The sequence below is a fragment of the Bradyrhizobium sp. USDA 4538 genome (assembly GCF_024171045.1).
Lineage (GTDB): Bacteria > Pseudomonadota > Alphaproteobacteria > Rhizobiales > Xanthobacteraceae > Bradyrhizobium > Bradyrhizobium australafricanum.
In genome coordinates this window covers 3,542,719-3,569,106 of the sequence record NZ_JALJZE010000001.1, presented here as the reverse complement: position 1 = coordinate 3,569,106, position 26,388 = coordinate 3,542,719, and the positions used below count along the sequence as shown (strand labels likewise).

General features: G+C 65.8%; 22 protein-coding genes. 10 read left to right on the top strand and 12 right to left on the bottom strand.

What is annotated here, in order from left to right; translation table 11 throughout:
* Positions 1–22: 22 nt before the first annotated feature.
* Positions 23–2,074 carry an ABC transporter ATP-binding protein/permease gene (locus J2R78_RS15995; protein WP_253605546.1) on the bottom strand — a complete coding sequence of 684 codons (2,052 nt, stop codon included), beginning with the start codon at positions 2,072–2,074 and terminating at the stop codon, positions 23–25.
* A gap of 159 nt (positions 2,075–2,233) precedes the next feature.
* Positions 2,234–4,378, bottom strand: a complete 2,145-nt coding sequence (locus J2R78_RS15990; RefSeq protein WP_253605544.1) for a hybrid sensor histidine kinase/response regulator — start codon at positions 4,376–4,378, stop codon at positions 2,234–2,236.
* Positions 4,379–4,711: 333 nt separating this feature from the next.
* On the opposite strand from J2R78_RS15990, the gene J2R78_RS15985 reads away from it, so the two are divergent.
* The 3 genes from J2R78_RS15985 to J2R78_RS15975 all read left to right on the top strand — a co-directional run bounded on the left by J2R78_RS15985 (position 4,712) and on the right by J2R78_RS15975 (position 9,749).
* Positions 4,712–4,999 carry a FeoA family protein gene (locus J2R78_RS15985; protein WP_026192088.1) on the top strand — a complete coding sequence of 96 codons (288 nt, stop codon included), beginning with the start codon at positions 4,712–4,714 and terminating at the stop codon, positions 4,997–4,999.
* Positions 4,996–6,870 carry a ferrous iron transporter B gene (locus tag J2R78_RS15980; RefSeq protein WP_253605538.1) on the top strand — a complete coding sequence of 625 codons (1,875 nt, stop codon included), beginning with the start codon at positions 4,996–4,998 and terminating at the stop codon, positions 6,868–6,870. The genes J2R78_RS15985 and J2R78_RS15980 overlap by 4 nt, the downstream gene beginning before the upstream one ends.
* Positions 6,871–6,998: 128 nt before the next feature.
* Entirely contained in the window at positions 6,999–9,749 is a 2,751-nt protein-coding gene (locus J2R78_RS15975) for a bifunctional acetate--CoA ligase family protein/GNAT family N-acetyltransferase (RefSeq protein ID WP_253605536.1), read from the top strand.
* A 31-nt stretch (positions 9,750–9,780) separates the two neighbouring features.
* Here the strand turns inward: J2R78_RS15975 and J2R78_RS15970 are convergent, their stop codons facing one another.
* The 5 genes from J2R78_RS15970 to J2R78_RS15950 form a co-directional block, all read right to left on the bottom strand.
* On the bottom strand, positions 9,781–10,566 hold the full coding sequence (locus J2R78_RS15970) for a succinate dehydrogenase iron-sulfur subunit (RefSeq protein ID WP_028337893.1): 786 nt from the start codon (positions 10,564–10,566) through the stop codon (positions 9,781–9,783).
* Positions 10,567–10,584: 18 nt separating this feature from the next.
* Positions 10,585–12,423 (bottom strand): succinate dehydrogenase flavoprotein subunit, encoded by a 1,839-nt coding sequence (gene sdhA, locus J2R78_RS15965; RefSeq protein WP_253605534.1) that lies wholly within the window; start codon positions 12,421–12,423, stop codon positions 10,585–10,587.
* 3 nt (positions 12,424–12,426) lie between these two features.
* Positions 12,427–12,801, bottom strand: a complete 375-nt coding sequence (gene sdhD / locus J2R78_RS15960) for a succinate dehydrogenase, hydrophobic membrane anchor protein (protein ID WP_085964893.1) — start codon at positions 12,799–12,801, stop codon at positions 12,427–12,429.
* A 14-nt stretch (positions 12,802–12,815) separates the two neighbouring features.
* Positions 12,816–13,214, bottom strand: coding sequence for a succinate dehydrogenase, cytochrome b556 subunit (gene sdhC / locus J2R78_RS15955; protein WP_028337891.1), 399 nt, complete (start codon positions 13,212–13,214; stop codon positions 12,816–12,818).
* Positions 13,215–13,443: 229 nt separating this feature from the next.
* The gene (locus tag J2R78_RS15950) at positions 13,444–14,364 is read right to left on the bottom strand and encodes a LysR family transcriptional regulator (protein WP_168858183.1); all 921 of its coding nucleotides are present in this window, start codon (positions 14,362–14,364) and stop codon (positions 13,444–13,446) included.
* Positions 14,365–14,468: 104 nt separating this feature from the next.
* On the opposite strand from J2R78_RS15950, the gene J2R78_RS15945 reads away from it, so the two are divergent.
* Entirely contained in the window at positions 14,469–14,717 is a 249-nt protein-coding gene (locus tag J2R78_RS15945; protein WP_253605532.1) for a hypothetical protein, read from the top strand.
* 13 nt (positions 14,718–14,730) lie between these two features.
* Entirely contained in the window at positions 14,731–15,591 is an 861-nt protein-coding gene (locus J2R78_RS15940; protein WP_253605530.1) for a sulfite exporter TauE/SafE family protein, read from the top strand.
* Here J2R78_RS15940 and J2R78_RS15935 read toward each other — a convergent pair.
* Together J2R78_RS15935 and J2R78_RS15930 are read right to left on the bottom strand one after the other, a co-directional pair.
* Positions 15,569–16,093 (bottom strand): DUF3658 domain-containing protein, encoded by a 525-nt coding sequence (locus J2R78_RS15935; RefSeq protein ID WP_253605528.1) that lies wholly within the window; start codon positions 16,091–16,093, stop codon positions 15,569–15,571. The two genes, J2R78_RS15940 and J2R78_RS15935, sit on opposite strands and share 23 nt — an antisense overlap.
* 26 nt (positions 16,094–16,119) lie before the next feature.
* A complete protein-coding gene (locus J2R78_RS15930) occupies positions 16,120–17,649 on the bottom strand; it encodes a malonyl-CoA synthase (RefSeq protein ID WP_253605526.1) in 1,530 nt (509 codons plus the stop codon).
* Positions 17,650–17,735: 86 nt separating this feature from the next.
* On the opposite strand from J2R78_RS15930, the gene J2R78_RS15925 reads away from it, so the two are divergent.
* Positions 17,736–18,497 (top strand): SDR family oxidoreductase, encoded by a 762-nt coding sequence (locus J2R78_RS15925; RefSeq protein ID WP_253605524.1) that lies wholly within the window; start codon positions 17,736–17,738, stop codon positions 18,495–18,497.
* 257 nt (positions 18,498–18,754) lie between these two features.
* On the opposite strand, the gene J2R78_RS15920 is transcribed toward J2R78_RS15925, so the two are convergent.
* Positions 18,755–20,155, bottom strand: a complete 1,401-nt coding sequence (locus J2R78_RS15920) for an MFS transporter (protein ID WP_253605522.1) — start codon at positions 20,153–20,155, stop codon at positions 18,755–18,757.
* A 327-nt stretch (positions 20,156–20,482) separates the two neighbouring features.
* Here J2R78_RS15920 and J2R78_RS15915 point away from each other — a divergent pair, with 327 nt between their 5' ends.
* The 3 genes from J2R78_RS15915 to J2R78_RS15905 all read left to right on the top strand — a co-directional run bounded on the left by J2R78_RS15915 (position 20,483) and on the right by J2R78_RS15905 (position 22,648).
* Positions 20,483–21,037, top strand: coding sequence for a fasciclin domain-containing protein (locus tag J2R78_RS15915; RefSeq protein ID WP_253605520.1), 555 nt, complete (start codon positions 20,483–20,485; stop codon positions 21,035–21,037).
* A 181-nt stretch (positions 21,038–21,218) separates the two neighbouring features.
* Positions 21,219–21,851 (top strand): cytochrome b/b6 domain-containing protein, encoded by a 633-nt coding sequence (locus J2R78_RS15910; RefSeq protein WP_253605518.1) that lies wholly within the window; start codon positions 21,219–21,221, stop codon positions 21,849–21,851.
* An 11-nt stretch (positions 21,852–21,862) separates the two neighbouring features.
* A complete protein-coding gene (locus J2R78_RS15905) occupies positions 21,863–22,648 on the top strand; it encodes a molybdopterin-binding protein (RefSeq protein WP_253605516.1) in 786 nt (261 codons plus the stop codon).
* 93 nt (positions 22,649–22,741) lie between these two features.
* Here J2R78_RS15905 and J2R78_RS15900 read toward each other — a convergent pair whose 3' ends face one another.
* Together J2R78_RS15900 and J2R78_RS15895 are read right to left on the bottom strand one after the other, a co-directional pair.
* Positions 22,742–23,920 carry a YbfB/YjiJ family MFS transporter gene (locus tag J2R78_RS15900; RefSeq protein WP_253605514.1) on the bottom strand — a complete coding sequence of 393 codons (1,179 nt, stop codon included), beginning with the start codon at positions 23,918–23,920 and terminating at the stop codon, positions 22,742–22,744.
* An 89-nt stretch (positions 23,921–24,009) separates the two neighbouring features.
* On the bottom strand, positions 24,010–24,873 hold the full coding sequence (locus J2R78_RS15895) for an EamA family transporter (protein ID WP_253605513.1): 864 nt from the start codon (positions 24,871–24,873) through the stop codon (positions 24,010–24,012).
* A 262-nt stretch (positions 24,874–25,135) separates the two neighbouring features.
* Here J2R78_RS15895 and leuB point away from each other — a divergent pair, with 262 nt between their 5' ends.
* Positions 25,136–26,248, top strand: coding sequence for a 3-isopropylmalate dehydrogenase (gene leuB / locus J2R78_RS15890; protein ID WP_253605511.1), 1,113 nt, complete (start codon positions 25,136–25,138; stop codon positions 26,246–26,248).
* Positions 26,249–26,388 lie beyond the last annotated feature (140 nt).

Genomic DNA, 26,388 nt, shown 5'->3' with positions numbered 1-26,388 from the left:
TTGCCGGCAGCGCCAACGCCCGTTACGCCGCCTTGCCCGCTGCCTGCCGTTGCCGCAGGAAGCGGCCGAGCAGCCTTCGCTTACCCTTGCGCGGGATCAGATCGACGTCGCTGACCAGTTTGGCGCCGCCCTTGCGGCGCTCCAGCACGATCTTGCGGCTATGGAACGCTTCGAGCTCGACGCGGTGGGCGACGCTGACGATGGTCGCCTTCGGCAGTTCCGTCGTCACCGTCTCCATCATCTTGTCCTGGCTCTTCTCGTCGAGCGCGGACGTCGCCTCGTCGAGCACGACGATGTCGGGGGTGTGCAGCAGCAGTCGGGCAAAGGCGAGCCGCTGCTTCTCGCCGCCGGACAGGGTCTGGTCCCACGGCGCGTCCTCCTCGATCTTGTCCTTGAGATGGTCGAGGCCGACCTTGTGCAGGGCATCGCTGATCTCATCGACGCTCCAATCCTCCGCCGCGCCGGGATAGGCCACCGCGCGCCGCAGCGTGCCCGAGGGCACGTAGGGCTTTTGCGGCAGCATGAACAGGCGGCGGTCCGCGTGCAGGCCGACACTGCCGCCGCCCCACGGCCACAGGCCGGCGATGGCGCGCACCAGCGTGCTCTTGCCGGTGCCGGATTCGCCGGCGACCAATAGCCGCTCCCCCGGTTCGATCACCACTTCGGTCTCGCCGACCACGGCGGTGCCGTCGTCCAGCGTGACGGAAAGGTCGTTGAGGCTCAGCATGGCCTCGCCCTCGGTCTCGCCGCGCTCGATGCGGCCGAAGCCGTCGCCGGTCTCGGCGCGTTCGAGCCCGTCAAGCGACATCATCAGCGAGGCGATGCGCCGTGCGCAGGCGTTCCAGTCGGCGAGCCGCGGATAGTTGTCGACCAGCCAGCCGAACGCGGTCTGCACGATGGTGAAGGCCGAGGCCGCCTGCATCACCTGACCGAGCGACATGCTGCCGTCGAGGAATTTTGGCGCACACAGCAGCAAGGGTACCACCGGCGCAATGAGATTCGATCCCTGCGACACCAGCGTCGTGCGCATGTGTTGCCCGGCGAGCCGCGCCCATTGCCGCAACACGTTCGAGAACGTCTTGTCGATGCCGTCGCGCTCCTCGGTTTCGCCGCCGAGCAGCGCGATGCTTTCGCCATTCTCGCGTACGCGGGTCAGGATGTAGCGGAATTCCGCTTCCGCCTGGTTCTTGTCCTCGGAGATCTGCGCGAAGCTGCGGCCGATCGCCGTGATCGAGCCCGACGCGATCGCCGCATAGATGATGGCGGCAATGACCAGGAAGCCCGGGATGCTGATCGACGAGCCGCCGAGCGTCACCGTCAGCGCGCCGCCGATGGTCCAGAGCACGACGATGAAAGTGACGGCCGAGAGCAGCGCCGACGTCACGCCGGCGACGAAGTCGACCGGAGAATCCGTCGCGATCCGCAGATCCTCCGCGATCCGGTACTCCGGATTCTTGTGATCGCCGTCGACGAGGTTGAGCTGGTAGTAGCGGCCGTTCGTCAGCCAGCGCGAGACGACGGCGTTGGTCAGCCAGGCGCGCCAGCGCCGCTGGATGCCCATGCGGCCGAACACCTGCGCGACCCCCAGCAGCACGCTGCCGATCGCCAGCGGAAAGAAGATGGCCGTCAGGTGGAAGACACTGGCCGCGTCGCGCTTTTCGATCGCATCGAAGATCGAGCGATTCCAGACATTGATGCCGTACTGAACGGCGACATTGGCGACGATCAGCAGCAGCAGGCCGATCGTGAACAGCCACGCCAGCCGGTCGCCGCTCCGGCCCCAATAGCCGCGCGCGCTGATCCAGAACCGCGTCAGCAAATAGTCCTTGCGCGCCTGTTCGGCCTCTTCGGCCGACAATTCGGGATCGGGTTCGACGATTTCCGGCGGCGGCGGTTCGACATCCTCGCCGCCTTCGGCAATCACCTCGACGAATTCCGACTTCTCATCCCCTTCGCTTGGCGCGGGATCCTTGCGCTCTTGACCGGCCGCCTTTGCGCTCGCTTTCCGGGACGATGCAGTCCTGGCCGACGACGGCCCGTCCGACGATTTGGATTTTGCCTCAGCTTTGCCCATGGCACGATAACGCCAGGCAAATTACCCGGTTCCGCACTGGGACCGGCGGTCAGTCGCGCGGATTGCAACGACGAGTCCCCGCCACAACATCCGCCGCGGCGTATGGCTCCCTGCTTTCGCCAGGACGACAGCGTGCTTGAGATGTGCCGCGCAACTACCTCACCCCGCCGGCGCCTGATCGCGCTTCAGCCGGCGCGAGCGCGTTGCTTTGTGCAGCACGCGCGCGAGCTGCTCGGCCGAATAGGGCTTCTGCAGCAGCTCGAAGCCGCCGCTGCCCTGCTGCGACAGCACCTGGCTGTAACCGGAGGCGAGCACGATCGGAAGATCGAGGCGCTGCCGGCGGATCTCTTCCGCAAGCTCGATGCCGCTCATGCCAGGCATCACGACATCGGTGAACACCAGGTCGAACCGGTCGGCGTCGACGGCGAGTTCCTCCAGCGCGTGGGTGGCGTTGTCCACCAGCACGCAGCTGCAGCCGAGCTGGGTCAGCGTGTCGGCGGCAAACTTTCCGACCTCGGCATTGTCCTCGACGATCAGGACCGATGCGCCGGTCCGATCGACCGAGGGCGCGTCGTCGGTGCGCGGCGCTCGCGCGCCATGCCCGCCGACGACGCGTGGCAGATACAGCGTGAATGTCGCACCCTTGCCGATCTCGCTGGTGACGGTCACCTCGCCGCCGGACTGCTTGGCGAAGCCGAACACCTGCGACAGGCCGAGGCCGGTGCCGTGACCGACCTCCTTGGTGGTGTAAAACGGCTCGAAGATGCGGCCGAACAGCTCCTGCGGAATTCCGACGCCGGTGTCGATCACCGACACCGCGACATGGCCGGGCGAGTTCGGCGGCGTGCTGGTCGCGGACGGCAGTCTGTCCACGGCGCGGACAGCGATCGTGAGCCGGCCGACGCCGTCCATGGCGTCGCGCGCGTTCACTGCCATGTTGATGATGGCGGTCTCGAACTGGCCGGCATCGGCGTTGACGAGACAGGTCTCGTCCGGCACCTGCGCTGTGATCTCGATGCGCGCGCCGATCAGGGTTGCGATCATCTCGCTCAGGGTGCGGACATTCTGGCAGGCGTCGAACACCTCGGGCTTGAGGGTTTGCCGCCGCGCGAATGCAAGCAGCTGGTTGGTCAGCTTGGCCGCACGGTTCACGGTGTTGGAGATCGCATCGATGTAGCGCTGCCGCCGCGGCTCCGGCAGGTCCGGCCGCCGCAACATGTCGACCGACGCGCGGATCACGGTGAGCAGGTTGTTGAAGTCGTGCGCGACGCCGCCGGTGAGCTGCCCGAGTGCCTCGAGCCGCTGGCCGTGCCGCAACGCCTCCTCGGCCTCGATGCGCCGGTTGGCCTCCTCCTGCAGGCGCTGGGTTCGTCGGAAGGCGAGTGCGAGCAGGCCGAACAGCAGGGCGGTGGCCGGGATCCCGAAGATCAGGTGCTGGGCCATGGTCGACATCCAGCGCGACTGGATCGCCGAGGTTTCAAGGCCGGCACTGACATAGACCGGGTATTCCGCCAGCCGCTGATAGCGCATGCGCCGCTCGATGCCGTCGGCTGGGGATCGGATCGTCATCGTCCCGGCCTCGGGATTGGCGACGATCTGCCGCCCGAGCGGGCCGCTCGGCTCGAACCGGACATCGTGGCCAACGGCAGGGAAATGCGCCAGCACGGCGCCGTCGGTCCGGATCAGCGCCAGGAAGCTGCCCGGCTCGCGGCCGATCCTGGCGTAGAAATTCTCGAAATATTCCGGAAGCACGGAGGCCTGGATCACGCCGGCAAAGCTGCCGTCGTCGCCGTTGCGGCGCCGGCCGACGCTGAAGAACCGCGAGCCCTGATAGGGCGGCCGCGGCGTCAGCACCTCGCCGATATAGGTGCCGATGTCGCCCTGGGCATGGATCCGGAAGTAATCCCGGTCCGAGAAGTCGACGTCGGGGGCCGGCTGCACCAGGCTGTTGACGAGGGCACGGCCGTTGGCATCGAACACCCAGACCGATTTCACCTGGGGAAGCGCCATGGCGACCTGCCGCAGCCGCTCATGCAGGCTCTTCTCGCGCGCGCCGATATCGGCATCGCCCATGCCGCGGACGACCTCGGTGACCTCGGCGAGGCCCCGATCGATGGTCTCGAACACCTTCAGCGCATGCTCATGGGCGACATCGAGCGTGCGCTGGATCTCCCGGTCGGCGGCCTCGCTGATCGAGATCCAGGACATTGCGGAGGCAAAAACGAACAGCGCCAGCGGAAGGGCCAGCGCGGCGGCCATCATCCATTGCAGCAGTCTCAGCGAATTGCGTTGTGCGGTCTGCACGGGCGCTCCGGCTCCGCGCGGACCATAACGCAAACCGTTGCGCGGGAGGAAGCAAAACGGCGCCGCCGGGCGCGGCGCGGACGCTCATTCGCCATTCCGCGATCGGTCAAGGTTACCGGAGGCCAACCCGGATCGATCAATTCGCAGCCGGCTCGCGTCCGGGGCCCCACGGGGCGGCTGCGGCGCGGTGGCATCACGACCTCGTTAGCCGCTCGCCGGCAGTCAAGCGGAAAATCGGCCTGGACGGCGCTTCCGGGCGCTGTTTTTAGGAGTTCTAAAACCTCTCACGGGCAAACGCTTGACCCTGTGACTACCTGCTGAAAAACAGGCCGCATGACAGGCGATCCAAACAGCTCCCGGGATAATTTGCAGGACGTCCGGCTCGGACATGCGGATCGCGGTTTTGTCGGAAAGATCATCAGGCTCGATGCGCTCGTGACGGGCTCATCGCTGTCTCCGCAGGAGCTGGAGCAGCGCCTGGTTGAGATGGGATTTGTCGAGGGCGCGCGCGTGGAAATCCTGCATGAAGGCACGATCCGAAAGGACCCGATCGCGGTGCGCGTCGACAACATCACGATCGCGCTGCGCCGGAGCGAAGCCATGGCTGTGATCGTCGAATGACCACTGCATCCCTGCGCCTGGCGCTGGTCGGCGCGCCGAACACCGGCAAGACGTCGCTGTTCAACAGCCTGACCGGCAGCCGTCAAAAGGTCGCCAACTACCCGGGCGTCACGGTCGAGCGCAAGTCCGGCGGCTTCGTCACGCCCGAGGGCCGCAGCGTGACCGTGCTCGACCTGCCCGGCACCTATTCGTTGCGCGGCCGCAGCCCGGACGAGGAGATCACCCGCGACATCGTGCTCGGCCGCTTCGACGGTGAGGCGGTGCCCGATCTCGTGCTCTGCGTCGCGGACGCCACCAATCTGCGGCTGACCTTGCGGCTGGTGCTCGAGCTGAAGCGGGTCGGCCGGCCGATGATGCTCGTGCTCAACATGATCGACATCGCGAAGCGCCGCGGCGTCACGATCGACATCGACCGGATGTCGCAGGAGCTCGGCCTGCCGATCGTGACCTCGGTCGCGGTCCGCAAGGGCGGCATCGACGAGCTCCTGAAGCGAACCGACGAATTCCTGGCCAAGTCGCATGAGGCGGCGGCCAGCGAGTGGGCGACGCCGACGATCGCCGACCTCAAGGCGGCGCAGCGCGAGGCGGACCGCATCATCGCGGCGGCGGTGACGCTGCCGACCAAGCCCGACACGCTGACCAACCGGATCGATTCGGTCGTGCTGCATCCGGTCTGGGGTCTCGTGATCCTGGCCGTGATCCTGTTCGTGATGTTCCAGGCGGTGTTCACCTGGGCGCAGCCCGCGATGGAGTTCCTGTCGGACAGCTTCGCCGCGCTCGGGCAGCTGATCCACAATTTGCTGCCCGAAAGCTGGAGCCTGTTGCAGAGCTTCCTGCAGAACGGCGTGATCTCCGGCGTCGGCAGCGTGATCGTGTTCCTGCCGCAGATCATCATCATCTTCCTGTTCATCCTGCTGCTGGAAGATTTCGGTTACATGGCGCGCGCCGCGTTCCTGATGGACCGCATCATGGGCGGCGCTGGGCTGCATGGCCGCGCCTTCATTCCGCTGCTGTCGAGCTTTGCCTGCGCAATTCCCGGCATCATGGCGACGCGCGTCATCGACAACCGCCGCGACCGCCTGACCACGATCCTGATCGCGCCGCTGATGACCTGCTCGGCGCGCATTCCGGTCTACACGCTGATCATCTCCGCCTTCGTTCCGGCGACCACGCTGTGGGGTTTCGTCAACCTGCAGGGGCTCGTGATGTTCGGCCTCTATGCCGCCGGCATCACCAGCGCGCTGACGGTGTCGGCGATCGCGAAATTCTTCCTGTGGCGCGATCACGCGCCGGCGCCGTTCATGCTGGAATTGCCGGACTACAAGATGCCGCGGCTGAAGAGCATCGCGATCGGCGTGTTCACCCGCGCCAAGATGTTCCTGTACCGGGCCGGCACCACGATCCTCTCGATGATGGTGCTGATCTGGTTCCTGGCCTCGTTCCCGCAGGCGCCGGCCGGTGCCGAGGGGCCGGCGATCAATTACAGCTTTGCCGCGATGATCGGCCATGCGCTCGAGCCGCTGCTGCGGCCGATCGGCTTCAACTGGCAGATCGCGGTGGCGCTGATCCCCGGCATGGCGGCGCGCGAGGTCGCGGTCGCGGCGCTCGGCACGGTCTATTCGATCGAGGGCGGCAAGGAGGCGGCGGACCAGATCGGCCAGGTGCTGGCGCAGAAATGGACGCTGGCGACCGCGCTGTCGCTGCTGGTCTGGTACATCTTCGCCCCGCAATGCGCCTCGACGCTCGCGGTGATCCGCCGCGAGACCGGCGGCGCGAAGTGGATGGTGGTGACGTTCATCTACATGCTCGCGCTGGCCTATGTCGCGAGCTTCCTGACCTTCAACCTCGCGCAGGCGCTGGGCCTGCATTGATCGGCAACGCAGTTTCATCATTTCGACTCGAAACTGCGGCAGGTGCACGCAGCCAAGCGAAGCGGTAGAGTTGGTCGAGGGCGCGTGAAGCGGCAGGCCCCTCCGCGTGTTCCCTGCGAGACCCTGCAATGTCGACGTACGGCCTGGAGCGGCTATTTTCGCCTCGAAGCATCGCAATCGTCGGCGGCAGCCCGCGTCCGTCGTCGCTCGGCGCGGCGGTGCTCAGGAACATCAGAGCGAGCGGCTTCACCGGCCGCGTCGGCGTCGTCAATCGGAACTATGCCGACGTTGATGGCGCGCCGACCGTCCCCGACCTGAAGTCGCTGCCATTCGTTCCGGATCTCGTCGTCATCAGCGCACCGGCGGCGGCGGTTCCCGAAATCGTCGCGGAGGCGGCTTCGGCCGGCGTTGCCGGTGCGGCGATCCTGTCGGCCGGTCTTGGCCATGGCGCGGGCTCGCTCGCGGAGACTGCGGGGCAGACGGCGCGACGGCATGGCATGCGCCTGATCGGGCCGAATTGCCTCGGCGTCATGGTGCCGCGCGCCAAGCTCAATGCGAGCTTCGCCTCGCATCAGCCGTCCGACGGGCACGTTGCTCTGATCTCGCAGTCCGGCGCGGTCGCGTCGGCGATGATCGAATGGGCGGCGGAGCGGCGGCTCGGCTTCTCCGGCATCGCGTCGATCGGCGACCAGCTCGATGTCGACGTCGCCGACCTCCTGGATTATTTCGCGCTCGACGACCACACCAGCGCGATCCTGATCTATCTCGAAGCCGTCAAGGACGCGCGCAAGTTCATGTCGGCGGCGCGCGCCGCGGCGCGGCTGAAGCCGGTCGTCATCGTCAAGTCGGGACGGATGGCGCAGGGCGCCAAGGCCGCCGCGACCCACACCGGCGCGCTGGCCGGCTCCGATGCGGTCTACGACGCCGCATTCCGTCGCGCCGGCATGCTGCGCGTCTACGACCTGCGTCAGCTGTTCGATTGCGCCGAACTGCTTGGCCGCGGCTTCGTTCCGCGCGGCAACCGACTGGCGATCCTGACCAATGGCGGCGGGCTCGGCATCCTCGCGACCGACCGGCTGGCCGAGCTCGGCGGCGTTCCTGCGACACTGACGGCGGAGACCATCGAACGGCTCGACAAGGTGCTGCCGCCGGGCTGGTCCTATGCCAATCCGGTCGACATCGCGGGCGATGCCGATGCCGACCGCTACGTGGTAGCGCTCAGCGCACTGCTCGATGATGCGAACAGCGATGCGGTGCTGGTCGCGAATGTGGAAACCGCGGTTGCGCCGGCCCAAGGAATTGCCGAGGCGGTGGCGCAATGCGTCCGCGACCGCAGGACGAAGCGGTGTGCGGTCGCCGCACTGGTGCTCGCGGCCTGGGTCGGCGCCGACGAGCGCACCGGCGCGATCTTCGAGGCGGCACGGATTCCGCACTTCCCGACCGAGGACGATGCGGTGCGCGCCTTCATGTATCTGGTGCGCTATCGCGAGGCCTCGACCGCGCTCGCCGCAACCCCGCCTGGCGTCGCATCGGTGTTCACGCCGGAGACGGCGGCGGCGCGCCACGTCGTCGTGAACGCGCTGTCGGAAGGGCGCGCCTGGCTCGATCCGGCCGAGATCGTCGCCCTGTTCGCGGCCTATCATATTCCGATCGTGACGACGCTCGTCGCCGACAGTGCCGAGGACGCTGCCGAGAAGGCGGCGCCGCTCTTCGCCGAAGGACATGCGATCGTGGTCCGGGTGTTCTCGCGCGACATCCGGCACGCCTCCGACGTCGGCGGCGTGATCCTCGATCTGCGCACCAAAGACAGCGTCATCGAGGCCGCCCGGACCGTCATGGCGCGGGCACGGAGTGCCCGGCCCGACGCCATCCTGCAGGGCGTGACGATCCAGCCGATGATCGTGCGGCGCGCGGCGCGCGAGCTGATCTTCGGCATCGCCGAAGATCCGACCTTCGGTCCGGTGATCGTGTTCGGCCGCGGCGGCCCCGCGGTCGAAGTGATCAACGACAAGGCGCTGGCGCTGCCGCCGCTCGACATGAATCTCGCCCGCGAGCTGATCGGACGCACCCGCGTCTCGCGGCTGCTCGGCGGCTATGGCGATGTGCCGGCGGTCCCGGCCGATGTGGTGCCGCTCACCCTCGTCAAGCTGGCGCAGATGGCGGCCGACATTCCCGAGGTCGCCGAACTCGACATCAATCCGATGCTGGCAGACGAGAGCGGCGTGCTCGCGCTCGATGCGCGGGTCGCGATCCGCAAACCCACCCGGCTGTTTGCCGGCCACACCCGGCTCGCGGTGCGGCCCTATCCGTCGCAATGGGAAGGCGAGCTTGCGCTGCGCGACGGCTCGCGTGTCACGGTGCGTCCGATGCGGCCGGAAGACGAGCCGATGGTCAGCGAGTTCTTCAAGCGTGTCACCGCCGAAGACCTCAGGCTGCGCTTCTTCCATGCGATGAAGGAATTCTCGCACGCCTTCATCGCACGCCTGACCCAGCTCGACTATGCGCGGGCGATGGCGTTTGTGGCGCTCGATCCGAACACCGGCGAGATGATGGGTGCGGTCCGGCTGCATTCGGACTCGCTGTACGAGAATGCCGAATACGCGATCCTGCTGCAGTCCGATCTCAAGGGCAAAGGCCTCGGCTGGGCGCTGATGCAGCTCCTGATCCACTATGCGCGGTCGGAGGGATTGAAGCGTCTGTCCGGCCAGGTGCTGACCGAGAACACCACGATGATCGGGATGTGCCGCGATCTCGGCTTCACCGTGACGATGGATCCGGACGATCACAGCATCGTCGATGTCGTACTCGACCTCGATCGATCCGGCGTCGATGCGGTCGGCGCCGATATCCTGATCCGGCCCGCTGCGGCTGGCCGCTGATAACAGCAGCGCCAGCCGCGGCTGCAACGGATCAGATCTGGCGTTCGACCAGCTTGAACTTGAGCTCGGCGATCGCTTCGGAGGGGTTGAGGCCCTTCGGACACGCCTTGGCGCAGTTCATGATGGTGTGGCAGCGATAGAGGCGGAACGGATCCTCGAGATTGTCGAGCCGCTCGCCGGTCGCCTCGTCGCGGGAGTCGGTGACCCAGCGGTTTGCCTGCAGTAGCGCGGCGGGGCCGAGGAAGCGCTCGCTGTTCCACCAGTAGCTCGGGCATGAGGTCGAGCAGCAGGCGCACAGGATGCACTCGTAGAGGCCGTCGAGCTTCTCGCGGTCCTCGTGGCTCTGCCTCCACTCCTTCTGCGGCGTCGGCGTCGTGGTCTTCAGCCACGGCTCGATCGAGGCATACTGGGCGTAGAAATTGGTCAGGTCGGGAACGAGGTCCTTCACCACCGGCTGGTGCGGCAGCGGATTGACCTTCACCGCGCCGCCCGCGCCGACGTCGTGCATCGACTTGGTGCAGGCCAGCGTGTTCTGGCCGTCGATGTTCATCGCGCAGGAGCCGCAGACGCCTTCGCGGCAGGAGCGGCGGAAGGTCAGCGTCGGGTCGATGTGGTTCTTGATCCAGATCAGGCCGTCCAGCACCATCGGACCGCAATCATTGGTGTCGACATGATAGGTGTCGACGCTCGGATTCTTGCCGTCGTCTGGGTTCCAGCGATACACCCGAAATTCGCGCGTCTCGGTGGCGCCGGCCGGCTTCGGCCAGGTCTTGCCGCCGGAAATCTTCGAATTCTTCGGAAGTGCGAATTCAACCATGCTTGCTCGCCTTCGTTCTCAGTAGACCCGCGCCTTCGGCGGGATGTACTGCACGTCATTGGTCATCGTGTAGCTGTGCACCGGACGGTACTCGATCGCGGTCTTGCCGGCCGGATCGATCCAGGTCAGCGTGTGCTTCATCCAGTCCTTGTCGTTGCGGTCCGGGAAGTCCTCGCGCGCATGCGCGCCGCGGCTTTCGGTGCGGTTGGCCGCCGAATCCATCGTCACGACCGCCTGCACGATCAGATTGTCGAATTCCAGCGTCTCGACCAGATCGGAATTCCACACCAGCGAGCGGTCCGACACCGAGATGTCGCCGACGCCGCCATAAACCTTGTGGATCAGGTTCTGGCCTTCCTGCAGCACGTCGCCGGTGCGGAACACCGCGCAATTGTTCTGCATCACATGCTGCATGCTGTCGCGCAGCTTCGCAGTCGGCGTGCCGCCGGAGGCATGGCGGAAATGATCGAGCCGGCCGAGCGCGAGGTCGGTGGAATCCTTCGGCAGCTCCGGCTGCTTGGCGTTCGCGGTCAGCTTGTCGGCAAGGCGCAGCGCCGCGGCGCGGCCGAACACCACGAGGTCGATCAGCGAGTTGGAGCCGAGGCGGTTGGCGCCGTGCACCGAGACGCAGGCCGCTTCGCCGATCGCCATCAGGCCCGGCACCACCGAATTGTCGTCGCCATTGCGCTTGGTCAGCACCTCGGCGTGATAATTCGTGGCGATGCCGCCCATGTTGTAGTGCACGGTCGGCACGATCGGGATCGGCTCGCGGGTGACGTCGACATTGGCGAAGATCTTGGCCGATTCGGAGATGCCCGGCAGCCGCTCATGCAGCACCTTCGGATCGAGGTGGTCGAGGTGCAGGAAGATGTGGTCCTTCTTCTTGCCGACGCCGCGGCCTTCGCGGATCTCGATCGTCATCGCGCGCGAGACGACGTCGCGCGAAGCGAGGTCCTTGGCCGACGGCGCATAGCGCTCCATGAAGCGCTCGCCCTCGGAGTTGACGAGATAGCCGCCTTCGCCGCGGGCGCCTTCGGTGACGAGGCAGCCCGAGCCGTAGATGCCGGTCGGATGGAACTGGACGAATTCCATGTCCTGCAGCGGCAGGCCGGCGCGCAGCACCATGCCGCCGCCGTCGCCGGTGCAGGTGTGCGCCGATGTGCAGGAGGCGTAGGCGCGACCATAGCCGCCGGTCGCCAGGATCGTGCTCTGGGCGCGGAAGCGGTGCAGTGTGCCGTCGTCGAGCTTGAGCGCGATCACGCCGCGGCAGACGCCCTGGTCGTCCATGATCAGGTCGATGGCGAAGAACTCGATGAAGAACTCGGCCGAGTGGCGCAGCGACTGGCCGTACATCGTGTGCAGCATGGCGTGGCCGGTGCGGTCGGCGGCGGCGCAGGTGCGCTGTGCCTGGCTCTTGCCGAAGTCGATGGTCATGCCGCCGAACGGGCGCTGATAGATCTTGCCGTCCTCGGTGCGCGAGAACGGCACGCCCCAATGCTCGAGCTCGTAGACCGCGTCGGGCGCGTTGCGCACCATGTATTCGATCGCGTCCTGGTCCCCGAGCCAGTCCGACCCCTTCACGGTGTCGTACATGTGCCAGCGCCAGTCGTCCTGATGCATGTTGCCGAGTGAGGCCGAGATGCCGCCCTGCGCCGCAACGGTGTGCGAGCGGGTCGGGAACACCTTGGTGATGCATGCGGTGCGCAGCCCGGCTTCCGAGCAGCCGACCACGGCGCGCAGGCCGGCGCCGCCGGCACCGACCACGACGACGTCGTAGGTATGGTCCTGGATCGGGTAGGCCTTGCCGTTCGTGGCCGGGCCACCGTTGGTGGCCTTGCCGTTTCCTTCACCGGCCATGGATCAAACTCCCGACGACAATTTGAGGATTGCGTAGATCGAGGCCAATGCGACCGCGACGCAGAAGAAGTTGTTCGCCATCACGCTGGCGATCTTCAGCTTCTCGTTGTGGATGTAGTCCTCGATCACGACCTGCATGCCGATCTTCATGTGCCAGGTGCTGGCGATGATGAAGAGCAGCAGGATGATGGCGATCGGGATCGAGCCGAGGATCTGCGCCGCGCCGGCATGGTTGCGGCCGATCAGCGTGATCACCACGACGATCACGGGAACGATCAGCAGCGTCATCGCAACCGCGGTGAGGCGCTGGCGCCAGAAATCGCCCGTGCCGGTGTGCGCGGAGCCGAGGCCGCGGACGCGCTCCAGCGGCGTGCGCATCGAGGAGGGGCCGCTCATCGTCCACCTCCCACGGCGTAGGCAATGATCCAGACCAAAACGGTCAGCGCGATGCCGGCGACCAGCGCGCCCCAGGTCAGGGCTTCGCGCTCATTGGCCTTGAAGCCGTAGCCGAGGTCCCAGACGAAATGCCGGATGCCGCTGCACAGATGGTGCATCAGCGCCCATGTGTAGCCGAACACGATCAGCTTGCCGATCGCGCTGCCGGTGAAGGCCTGGACGTTGGCGTAAGCCGAGGGGCCGGAAGCGGCGGCGATCAGCCACCAGGCCAGCAGCAGGGTGCCGAAATAGAGGGCCAGACCCGTGGCGCGGTGGACGATGGACAGCGCCATCGTCAGCGTCCACCGGTAGGTCTGCAAATGGGGTGAAAGCGGTCGTTCGATCCTGGCGGTCATCGGCGGGCTTTATGTTGTGAGGGACCGCGGCCGGCCCATCGGGGAACGCGGTAGAGGAGTTCTATTTACGGAGTCGGATCACCCCGCGCAACGGCCAAATAGCCTTCGGTCGAACCGAAGTTCATTGTTAGAGTTGCCGAATTCTGGTTGATCCGCAGTGTGGTATACCAGATGCAAGGTTGAGCGAACCAAGTAGTGAATCGAGATGTTCGAGGATCGATTGGCGCGCTCAGCTGCCCGCAAACGGGGGGCGCAAGGCGTCGATTTTGCCCCAGCGTTCCACCAGATAATCGACAAATGCCCTGATCTTAGGCGATGCGAGACGTGACGGCTGAAGCATCAGATGTAGCGGCGTCGGCGCCGGCTCATGGTCGATCAACAGGCGCGTCAGGCGACCGTCGGCGAGCTCGGACTGCACTTGCCAGGACGGCACGCGGACGATGCCGGCGCCCTCCCGCGCCGCGCTGACCAGCGCGTCGAGGCTATTCATCCAGAGCCGACCGGATATGCGGATTTTGCGACCCGTCTTGCTGCCGTCGGCAAAGCGCCACTCCGCGCTCCCGGGCGAATCGGAAAACACCAGGCAGTCATGCCCGGCAAGATCAACCGGTGTCTGCGGCGCGCCGCGCCGGGCCAGGTAGTCCGGCGACGCGCACACAATCATCTGCAGATCGGTGAGCTTGCGCGCTACCAGCTGCGAGTCGCGCAAGCGGCCGATGCGTATAGCCAGATGGATATCCTCCTCGACCATGTCGACGGCGCGGTCGACCAGAAGAAGGTCGACGGACAGCGCCGGATAGCGGCGCAGAAACTCGACCAGCAGCGGCGCGATCACGAGCCGTCCGATCAGACTCGGCGAGCTGACGCGGATCCGTCCCGATGGCTGATGCGGGTCGCGCGCCAGCGCCGCCTCGATCTCCCGGACTTCGCCGAGGATCGATTTCGCGCGCTCGTAGAGGATGCGTCCGTCGTCGGTCAGCGCGAGCTGGCGGGTGGTGCGCAGCAGCAGGCGAGTGCCGAAATGCTCCTCGAGCGCGCTGATCTGCCGGCTCACCGAGGTCAGCGAGCTCGGCAGCGAGCGCGCGGCCGCCGACAGGCTGCCGCTCTCGACCGCGCGGACAAAGGCCGCCATCGCCGCAAGCCGGTCCAAGCCCGATCCTTCCGCATTTCGCAAGAGAGCCTGCTCATCTGCAGCAATACCCCCGTCTTTCAGAAGGGTCTAGCCTGACGGCTCCACGATTTGAGGAGCTCGACATGGCCTCAACGTCCATCCGTCCAACTTCGCTCGAGCGGCGCGGACGTGCCGGCCGCGCCGGTGCCGACGATCCGGCCATCCTGCTTGTTTTCTCCTGCGTCGGACTGTTAATCGACGTGCTGACGTTGCCGATGCAGGGCGCGACGTCCTCGATCCCACTCCGCTTTGCCTTGATTGCGGTCGCTGCTCCCGTGGCAGCGTTGGTCGCACTGTGGTTGGCCGATCGCACCGAGGCAGGCGCCTCCTGACGATGCGAAGGACATGATGGCCGGCCTCGATCCCAAGGAATTGCTCGAACTTGCGCTGCTGCTGATTTCGGTCGGGGCGCTGTCCGGCTTTCTCGCCGGCCTGTTCGGCATCGGCGGCGGCGCGATCCTGGTGCCGGTGTTCTACGAATGCTTCCGGCTGGCGGGCGTGCCGCTCGAGGTGCGGATGCCGCTGTGTATCGGCACCTCGCTCGCGATCATCATCCCGACCTCGCTGAGCTCGTTCCGCGCCCATTATCGCCGCGGCGCGGTCGATATGGAGATCCTGAAGCGCTGGTGGCTGCCGATCGTGATCGGCGTCGCCGCCGGCAGCGTCACCGCGCGGTTCGCGCCGGAGCGGCTGTTCAAGATCGTGTTCGTGATGGTGGCGTGGTCGGCGGCCGCGCGCCTGCTGCTGGCGCGCGAGACCTGGAAGTTCGGCGACGACGTGCCGAAGGGCTTCTTGATGCGCGTCTATGGCTTCTTCGTCGGCCTGTTGTCGACGTTGATGGGCATCGGCGGCGGCCTGTTCGCCAACCTCTTGATGACCTTCTACGGCCGGCCGATCCATCAGGCGGTCGCGACCTCTTCCGCGCTTGCGGTGCTGATCTCGATCCCCGGCGCGCTGGGCTACGTCTATGCCGGCTGGCCCGCGGCCGCGCGCTTCCCCGACGTCGCCGCGCTGCAATTGCCGTTCGCGCTCGGTTACGTCTCACTGATCGGGGCGCTGCTGGTGATGCCGACCACGCTCGTCACCGCGCCGCTCGGCGTCAAGGTTGCGCACGCGCTGTCGAAGCGGGCGCTGGAGGTGGCGTTCGGGGCCTATCTCTTCATCGTCGGCGGACGGTTCGTGATTAGCCTGCTGGGCGGGCACTGATCGGCTCGTCCTTCAGCCGTACTTCGCTGTGACCCCACCGTCGGAGGTCTCCGACGCCCTCGATCCGATCGGCGTGGGACAGGAATCGCAAGCGTGCTCCGATCATTTCAGGAGCTATCGGCAATTTCAGTTTCTCGCAGTCTGCCATCGCGACCCCTATAATCATCGCGACCTTTTGCCATCGCGATGTCAGGGCCGACATGATGACGTCGTCGAGCGCAGCTTCCGTAGCGCCACGGGGAAGACGCACGTCACTCCACTTCAGTTCGGAGGTCGGGGGAGGCAGTTCTTCGTGAAGCTCCAGCTTCATCAGGTCGCGAAACTGTTCGTAGAGCGGTAGCATCACCTGCCATTCCAGTTCGAGCAGGAGGTCGTAAAGCCGGCCATCCAATTCAAGCCGCTCCTGCTTTCCGAGCTCCGCAATCGCGATTCGAGCCTTCTTCATCGCCTCGTGCGCGATGACGAGTTGATCGTTAATCTGGATAGCCTGCTCCCGCTTCATCTACCCCCCACGACGTTCTTGCGGCTTCATCCCTTTGCGTAGATATCCTTATACCTATCGCGCAAAATATTCTTCTGCACCTTGCCCATCGCGTTGCGCGGCAATTCGTCGACGACGAAGACGCGCTTCGGCATCTTGAACTTCGCCAGCCGCCCGTCGAGCGCCTTCAGCACTGACGCCTCGCTGACATCGGCGCCCTTGCTGCAGACGAGGACTGCGGTGACGCCTTCGCCGAAATCGGCATGCGGCACGCCGATCACGGCTGATTCGATCACCCCGGGCATGGCGTCGATCTCGCTCTCGATCTCCTTCGGGTAGACATTGAAGCCGCCGGAGATCACGAGATCCTTGCCGCGCCCGAGGATGTGGACATAACCCTTGTCGTCGATCTTGCCGAGATCGCCGGTGATGAAGAAGCCGTCGGCGCGGAATTCGGCCTTGGTCTTCTCCGGCATGCGCCAGTAGCCCTGGAACACGTTCGGGCCCTTGACCTCGATCATGCCGATGGTCTCGCGCGCAAGCTCCTTGCCGGTCTCGGGATCGGTGACCCGCACCGAGACGCCGGGCAGCGCGAAGCCGACCGCGCCGGGCACGCGATCGCCGTCATAGGGGTTGCTCGTGTTCATGTTGGTTTCGGTCATGCCGTAGCGCTCGAGCACGGCGTGGCCGGTGCGATCAGACCATTCGCGGTGGGTGTCGGCGAGCAGCGGCGCCGAGCCCGAGATGAACAGCCGCATGTGCCCGGTGGCGTCCTTGTTCAGGCCGGGATTCTGCAGCAGGCGGGTATAGAAGGTCGGCACGCCCATCATCACGGTGGCGCGCGACATCAGCTTGATGATCACGTCCGGATCGAACTTCGGCAGGAAGATCATCGAGGCGCGCGCGAACAGCGTCACGTTGCTGGCCACGAACAGGCCGTGGGTGTGATAGATCGGCAGCGCGTGGATCAACACATCCTTGTCGGTGAAGCGCCAGTAGTCGACCAGCGAATACGAGTTCGAGGCCAGATTGTCGTGCGACAGCATCGCTCCCTTGGAGCGGCCGGTGGTGCCCGACGTGTAGAGGATCGCGGCGAGATCATTGTTGCCGCGCGGCACGGTGGCGAATTCCTTCGCCGCCTTGTCGGCGGCTTCGGTCAGCGAGCCCTTGCCGTTGGCACCGAGCGTCTCGACCTTGGCGCCCACCTTGGCGGCGATCGCCTTGATGCCGTCCTGCTTGGAAGGATCGCAGACCACCAGCGCCGGCTCGGCGTCGGTGATGAAGTATTCGAGCTCGTTCAGCGTATAGGCGGTGTTGAGCGGCAGGTAGACGCCGCCGGCGCGCACGGTGGCGAGATACAGAACCAGGGCCGAAACCGACTTCTCGGTCTGCGCCGCGACGCGGTCGCCCGGCTTGACGCCGCGCTCGACCAGCACGTTCGCCATCTGGCCGGCGCGCGCGATCAAATCGCCATAGGAGATGCGGCTGCCGTCGAGCTGCTCGATCGCGAGCCGGCTGGGGTCGTCGAGGCCGTCGAACAGGCGGGAAAACAGATTGGCGTTGGTGGTCGTGTTCATGCAAAGATTCCCCGAGGGGCGAAGGGCCGGAAGATTTCGGCTGGATTAGCAAAAACGCCCTTCGGAAAGCAACGGAGACAGTTTGCATGACAAATAATGGGAAACGCGTGGCCTGGGTCACCGGCGGCGGCACTGGAATCGGCGAATCCGGGGCGGAGTTCCTGGCTGCGGACGGCTGGACGGTGGTGGTCTCCGGCCGCCGCAAGGAAGAGCTCGACCGCGTGGTGGCCAACATCACCAAAAAGGGCGGCAAGGCCGAGGCGATTCCGCTCGATGTCAGCAACAAGACCGATGTCAACAAGGCCGCCGAGACGATCGTCGGCAAGCACGGCCGCATCGACCTCCTGGTCAACAGCGCCGGCATCAATGTGCCGAAGCGCAGCTGGGCCGACATGGAACTGGAAGGCTGGGACAAGCTCGTCGAGGTCAACCTCAACGGCGTGCTCTACTGCATGCGCGCGGTGCTGCCGACGATGCGCAAGCAGAAGGACGGCTGCATCATCAACGTCGCCTCCTGGGCCGGCCGCCACGTCTCGAAGATGCCGGGCCCGGCCTACACCACGACCAAGCACGCCGTGCTGGCGCTGACCCATTCCTTCAACATGGACGAATGCGTCAACGGCCTGCGCGCTTGCTGCCTGTCGCCGGGCGAGGTCGCCACCTCGATCCTGAAGCAGCGGCCGGTGGTGCCGAGCGAAGCCGAGCAGGCCAAGATGCTGCAGCCCGAGGATTGCGGCCGCACCATCGCCTTCGTCGCCAGCATGCCGGCGCGGGTGTGCATGAACGAGATCCTGATCAGCCCGACCCACAACCGCGGCTTCATCCAGACACCGGCGAACCGGGATTAGATGAGGTCCGTCTTCTCCTTCCCCCTGAAAGGGGGAAGGCCGGGATGGGGGTCAGCCGCAGGCGATGCTGTATGCGGAGAGCGCTGATCCCCACCCGCTTTGCTCTGCGAGCAAAGCGACCTCCCCTTTTCAAGGGGAGGTTGGAGCTCCGTAGCCCGGATGGAGCGAAGCGTAATCCGACGGTCTTCCCGCGGAGAGGCTGGTTCCGGATCTCGCTGCGCTTGATCCGGGCTACAAACGACGGAGTCCCGCGCGACTCACTCGATGATCTCGTTCAGCTCCTTGCCGGTATGCTCCGGCACGAACAGGTACACGCCGATCGCCATCGCGATCATCAGCACGGGGATGCAGAGGAACGCCAGCGCGAACGAGCCGGTGTGCTGCTGGAGCGCGATCGAGACGAACGGGAACAGCACGAAGCCGACGAAATAGGCGATCGCCCAGACCACGCCGTTGGCGGCGCCGCGGATCCGGGTCGGGAAGATCTCCGCGGTCAGCGTCGTGCTCGGCCCCCAGAAGCCGAGAAAGCCGAGACACCAGGCGAGCCCGAACGCCCAGAGCAGCACGCGGTCCTCGGAATAGACCCAGAGCGTCATGAAGATCGCACCCTCGATCAGGGTGATGATGAAAGTGCGGCGGCGGCCGATCTTGTCGATCAGCCAGCCGACCAGGCACAGTCCGAGGAAGCCGCAGAGCCCGTAGAACACGTAGAACAGGCTGTATTCGGCGGTCGACCAGTGCTTCTCGGTCGATAGATACAGCGGCATCCAGGCGCCGACCGTGCCGTAGATGCATGTGCTGGCGCAGGCGACGAACAGCGCGACCAGCGTGGCGGGCAGCACGTCGGGCATGAACACCTGGCGGATGCCGACCGACTTGGCCTTGCCGAACCAGGCGCTGTCCTCGGCGCTGACCGTGCCGCCGCGCGCCAGCGTCTCCGAGATGCGCCGCTTGCGGTCCTGCGCGCGCACCCAATAGGGCGATTCCGGGCAGGTGGAGCGGATATAGATCGCGAGCAGCGCGATCACGCCGGGCACCATGACCGCGATGCGCCAGCCGAAATTCGCGGCGACGAGGCCCGTGATCGCACCGGCGAGCGTGGCGCCGAGGCACCAGGCCGAGCGGGTGATGCTGATGACGCGGCCGCGCAGCCGGGCCGGCCAGGTCTCCGCGACCAGCATCGAGCCCAGCGACCATTCGCCGTTGAGCGCGAAGAACAATAGCGAGCGCGCGATCACGAACACCGCGAAGGTCGGCGACATCGCCGCGACCGGCATCAGAAGCGAGAACAGCGCGATATTGACGGCGAGCAGCGTGCGGCGACCGTAGCGGTCGGCGAGCCATGGCCAGAAGTAAAGCCCCGCGATGCCGATGAACAGCGCGATCTGCATGCCGGAGCGGTACTCCGGCAGGCTCAGCGAAAATTCCTTGATCACCATCGGCGAGATCAGCGCGAAGATCACGCCGTCCATGCCGTCGAAGCCCCAGCCGAGCGCGTTGGCGGTGGCGATGTGCCAATGCGTTTTCGTGATCTCGGTTGTGTCCGCAACCGCGCGGTAGTTGGCGTATTGCAGGTGCTTCTGCTCGAGCGGACCGATGTCGATACTTGCATCGTTCACCGCAGGTGCGGCGTGGCCGTCAGCCGTGATGCTGCTCATGATGCCTCCCCGTGGCCGCTTTCTGCGAAGCTGTGCCGCAACCTCAAGCTGAACCAATCAGCTGACTGCGGCAAGCAAATTGCTCGCGGCAGCGCACGCGTCCATTCCGCTGAATGGAATGCATGCCGGGGCAGCGCGAGGCGTCGCGTGTACGCAGCGCGCGCCGGCCGGTTTCAACAATCACAAAGAATTATTTCCGGAAACCGTCCGGAAAGCCTGCCGTAGCTCAGCCAACGACGACGCACTGATCAACCAGCACGCGCCGTTGTTGCCCCTTCAACGCCGGCGAAGCCTCGCCGGTCGGCCTACTCATCGGGAGATGAAACCATGTCGAAGCGTATTGCCTATCTCACCGCCGCCGCCTTCAGCGCGCTCGCGATCACGGCCACTGTCGTGGCGCCGGTCCGCGCCGAGGAAAAGACCGTGATGGTCGGCGGCGCCGCGATGTTCCCGTCGAAGAACATCGTGCAGAACGCCGTCAACTCGAAGGATCACACCACGCTCGTCGCCGCGGTGAAGGCCGCGGGCCTGGTCGGCACGCTGGAAGGCAAGGGCCCGTTCACGGTGTTCGCGCCGACCAATGCCGCGTTCGGCAAGCTGCCGGCCGGAACCGTCGACACCCTCGTCAAGCCCGAGAACAAGGCGACGCTGACCAAGATCCTCACCTACCATGTGGTGCCGGGCAAGCTCGAGGCCTCCGACCTCACCGACGGCAAGAGGCTGAAGACCGCCGAGGGCGAGGAGCTGACCGTCAAGAAGCAGGACGGCAAGGTCTGGATCGTCGATGCCAAGGGCGGCAGCTCGATGGTGACGATTTCCAACGTCAACCAGTCGAACGGCGTCATCCATGTGGTCGATACCGTGCTGATGCCGGCGACGTAACACCTGGCGGCCTGCTTTAGTCCCTCAAAGGACCCGCGACATAGCGAGCCGGCGCCTCGCCCCGGCTCGCATCTTTGTGACCGTATGAAGCAGCCTATATCAAACTGATGATGCGCGACCCCGTAACGGACCGCCGGTTCCGGGCGTATAACCCGGTAACGACCACGAGCAGAGATATCCCATGACGAGCCTTGCCGTCAGCGACCACCAGGCAGAGACCGCGGCGCCCGCGAAGGCGATCCAGCCGGTCTGGGTGCGCATGGTGCACTGGATCAACGCCTTCGCGATGATCCTGATGATCATGTCCGGCTGGCAAATCTACAACGCCTCGCCGCTGTTTGGCTTCACCTTCTCGCGGAGCATCACGCTTGGCGGCTGGCTTGGCGGTGCGCTGCTCTGGCATTTCGCCGCGATGTGGCTGTTGATGGTCAATGGCCTGGTCTATCTGGCGCTGGGTTTCGCCACCGGCCGCTTCCGCAAGAAGCTGCTGCCGATCACCCCCGGCGGCGTGATTGCCGACACCAAGGCGGCGCTGACCTTCAAGCTGTCGCATGACGATCTCAGCAAATACAATTCGGTGCAGAAACTGCTCTATGCCGGCATCATCGTGGTCGGCGTCGTCATCGTGCTGTCCGGCCTGTCGATGTGGAAGCCGGTGCAGCTGCACTGGCTGGTGTCGCTGTTCGGCGGCTACGATTTCGCCCGCTATGTTCACTTCACCTGCATGGCGCTGATCGTCGCCTTCCTGGTGATCCATGTCGCGCTCGCGCTGCTGATGCCGAAGAGCCTGCGCGCCATGATCATCGGACGCTGAGGGAGGTAGTCATGGGTCGTCTCCGCAAGCTCCTGATCCCCGGTGTCGACAAGAAGCTGCTCGTGCGCGATGCGGTGAAGGCGATGCCGGAGCTGACGCGCCGTCGCTTCATCACGGCGGGCACCAGCCTCGGCGCGCTGACGCTATTGACCGGCTGCGATGTGGTCGATTCGTCGTCGGCCGAGGAAATGCTGAAACACGTTTCGAAGTTCAACGATGCGGTGCAGGCCTGGATGTTCAATCCGGATGCGCTGGCGCCGACCTTCCCCGAGAGCATGATCACCAAGCCGTTCCCGTTCAACGCCTATTACGATCTCGACGACGCGCCTGAGATCGCAGGCGCTGACTGGAAGCTCGAGGTGCGCGGGCTGGTCGAGAACAAGAAGTCGTGGACGCTCGACGAATTGTACAAGTTGCCGCAGGTCAAGCAGGTGACGCGCCACATCTGCGTCGAGGGCTGGAGCGCGATCGGCAGCTGGACCGGGACGCCCTTGCGCGACTTCCTCAAGCTGGTCGGCGCCGACACCCGTGCCAAATATGTCTGGTTCCAGTGCGCCGACAAGGACGGCTACAACTCGCCGCTCGACATGCGCTCGGCGCTCCATCCGCAGACCCAGATGACGTTCAAATTCGCCGACGAGATCCTGCCGCGCGCCTACGGCTTTCCGATGAAGATCCGGGTCCCGACCAAGCTCGGCTTCAAGAACCCGAAATACGTGCTCTCGATGGAAGTCACCAACGACTACAAGGGCGGCTACTGGGAAGACCAGGGCTACAATTCGTTCAGCGGGAGCTGACGCGAAGCGTCATTCCGGGATGGCTGAAGGACCAGACCTCAGGTGCGCAAGCGCGCACCATAGTTCGATGCTATTGCATCGCCCCGGAATGACTCAGGGAGTCACCTTCCTCTGAAACGCCGACAGCAGCGCGCCGAGCGCGAGCATCGCGGCCGAGACGTTCAACGCGAATGACAGGCTGCCGACCGCGTCGGTGATGGCGCCGACCACGATCGGTCCGAGCGTCTGGCCGATGCCGAAGGCGATGGTCATCGCCGCGATCGCGGTCGGCCAGGATTGCGGCGGGTAGTTGAAACGCACGAAGGCGGTGGTCGAGCCGACCACGGCGAAGAAGGCGACGCCGAACACCAGGGCCGAGATCGCCAGCAGCAGCGGCGAATGCCCGAAGATCGGCAGGCTGGCGCCGAGCGCGTTGACGCCGAGGATGATGGTGGTGGCGAGCCCGCCGCGGTCGAGCGCCAGCACCCGCCCCCAGACCCAGGGCGTCACGAATGCGCTGACGCCGATCAGGCTCCAGAACGCGCTCTGTGCAGCTGCGCCGCCGCCGCCGTCCCGGACATAGGCGATCATGAAAGTCATGTAGGCGATGTAACCGGCGCCGAACAGGAAGTAGGCGGCGAGGTAGATCAGGACCGGCATGACAGCGAATTGGGTCCGCACGATGCCGCCGGCGGCGGTGTTGGCGTGGAGCGGCGCCAGCATCAGCGGCACGGTCATGATCGCGGAAAGTAGCGTCATCGCCCACCACACGATCCACCACGAGCCGGCGCCGAAGCCCTGCAGCACGAAGGGCGCGATCAAGCCCGATGCGAGGATGCCGACGCCCGGCCCGGCATAGAACAGGCTGAGCAGGAAATTCGCGCGTTCGGGTCGCGATTGCGCGATGGTTGCCGCGAGCGCGCCGCCGCCGACGAAGCCGATCGCGGCGGCGAAGCCCACCAGCAGGCGGGCAAAGCTCAGCACCACGAAATTGCCCGTGAGGGCGCAAAGCGCCAGCGACAGCGCGCAGGCCAGCGTCGACCAGCGCACCGATGCGGCAAGTCCGAAGCGTTCGATCAGGCGTGAGGCGAGCAGCGCGCCGACCAGATAGCCGGCGGCGTTGATCGTGTTCATGAAGCCGGCGGCCGAATAGGACCAGGCCAGCGAGTCGCGCATGTCGGGCAGCACCAGCGAATAGGCGAACCGGCCGATGCCGAGACCGACCGTCGGTGCGAGCGACAGAATAAGGATCAGCCGCGCGGCATGCGGGTAGGACGGGGCGGGGGCTCTCACAATTCACTCCGGCAATGCGGCCATTGTGACAGGCCGCGGCGGCGCTGCCCAGCGCCGATGCCCGCAACACTGTCTTGCGTATCAGGCAATCAGGCGATCAGGACCAGCGCGACGCCGATCACGGTCAGCAGGGTTCCGCCGACGATCCGCGCGGTGATCTCGACATGCTTGAGCACCACCGCGCTCATCGTCACGGTGACCAGCGGGTAGATAGCGGCGAGCGGCGCCACCAGCGTGATCGGGCCGTTGCGGACCGCGGCGAACAGGCTGAGCGCGCTGAGCCCGTTGCTGATCCCGGTCAGCGCGAACCAGAACCGGCCCTCGCGCGGCGCCTGCACCATGAAGCTGCCCTTGCGGACCCGTTGCACGGTCAGCACCACCAGCGAGGACATGACGTAGCCGACCAGGCAGGCCCATAGCGGGCTCGGCCAGATCGCAAGGCCGAGCTTGGCGATCGGCGGCACGATGCCGCGCACCAGCGCGCTCGCGAGCGGCAGCAGCAGCGCCCAGCTGCGCCAATGGCCGAGGTCGCGCGGCCTCGTCACGGTGATGATGGCGGCGCCCGCGACCGCGACGACGAGGCCGATGAGCTGCTGCGGCAGCAAGGGCTCGTGCAGCAGCACCACGGCGGCGGTGACCGCAAACAGCGGCGCCAGATTGCCCAGCGTCGAGGTGATGACCGGTCCCAGCGCCCGGTTTGACGCAAAGGTCAGGAGCGTCAGCGAGGCCGGGAAGAACAGCCCGATCGCCATGAAGATCGGCAGCGCACGCCAGACCACCGGCTCGCCATGCAGGATCAGCGGCGACAGCACCAGGAATAGCAGGGTGAAAGTGGGCACGCTGATCGCGGCGCCCGACAGCGGCTCGACGGTGCGCAGGCCAAGCTGCGCCAGCACCACCCCGGCGCCGAGGAAAATGGCCGAGGCGAAGGCGTAGACGATGGCTGCGGTCATGAGGTCCGTCTTGTTGGCTTCTGAAGGCGCGGGTTGCCCGTTGGGACCATTCTGGGCCGATCCAGGGTGCCTTGCCAATCCGGCTCCGGCGTTTTAGCACTCCGGCCGGATTTCCCCCGCTCGTCATGCCCGGGCTCGACCCGGGCATCCATCCATCTTCAAAGGCCTTTCGAAGCGGGATGGATTGCCGGGTCATCTGTGCGAGGACGCGCTTCGCGCTCTTGCCCGGCAACGACAACAACGATTAGCTCGAGGTAACACCATGGCGACCCATAAACTGCTGCTTCTCCCCGGCGACGGCATCGGCCCCGAAGTGATGGCCGAGGTGCAGCGCCTGATCGACTGGCTGAATGCGCAGGGCATCGCGAAGTTCGAGACCGAGCAGGGCCTGGTCGGCGGTTCCGCCTATGACGCCCACAAGGTGTCGATCTCCGAGGGCGACATGGCCAAGGCGACGGCGGCGGACGCCGTGATCTTCGGCGCGGTCGGCGGCCCGAAGTGGGACAGCGTGCCCTATGAGGTGCGTCCCGAGGCCGGCCTGCTGCGGCTGCGCAAGGATCTCGGCCTGTTCGCCAATCTGCGCCCGGCGGTGTGCTACCCGGCGCTCGCCGAGGCCTCGAGCCTGAAGCGCGACGTGGTTGAGGGTCTCGATGTCATGATCGTCCGCGAGCTCACCGGCGGCGTCTATTTCGGCGAACCGAAGACCATCACCGATCTCGGCAACGGCCAGAAGCGCGCGGTCGACACCCAAGTCTACGACACCTACGAGATCGAGCGCATCGGCCGCGTCGCCTTCGACCTGGCGCGCAAGCGCCGCAACAAGGTGACGTCGATGGAGAAGCGCAACGTCATGAAGTCGGGCGTGCTCTGGAACGAGGTCATGACCCAGGTCCACGCGCGCGAATACAAGGACGTCACGCTCGAGCACCAGCTCGCCGATTCCGGCGGCATGAACCTCGTCAAGGCGCCGAAGCAGTTCGACGTCATCGTGACCGACAATCTGTTCGGCGACATGCTGTCCGACATCGCGGCGATGCTGACCGGCTCGCTCGGCATGCTGCCATCGGCCTCGCTCGGCGAAGTCGACTCGAAGACGAAGAAGCGGCGCTCGCTGTTCGAGCCGGTGCACGGCTCGGCGCCCGATATCGCTGGCCGAGGCCTCGCCAACCCGATCGCGATGATCTCGTCGTTCGGCATGGCGCTGCGCTATTCCTTCGACATGGGCGAGCTCGCCGACAAGGTCGACGCCGCGATCGCGGCCGTGCTCGCCAGCGGCCTGCGCACCGCCGACATCAAGTCGGAAGGCACCACGCCGGCCAGCACGAGCCAGATGGGCGAGGCGATCCTGAAGGAATTGCAGAAGCTGCACGCGTGATGGCGCGCGGCTGACACAAACACGATGTCGTCCCGGCGAAGGCCGGGACCCATAACCACCGATGTCGATGGTTACGAAGATCGGCGAACAATCATTTCAGATCGAGAGGCCGCGGCGTATGGGTCCCGGCCTTCGCCGGG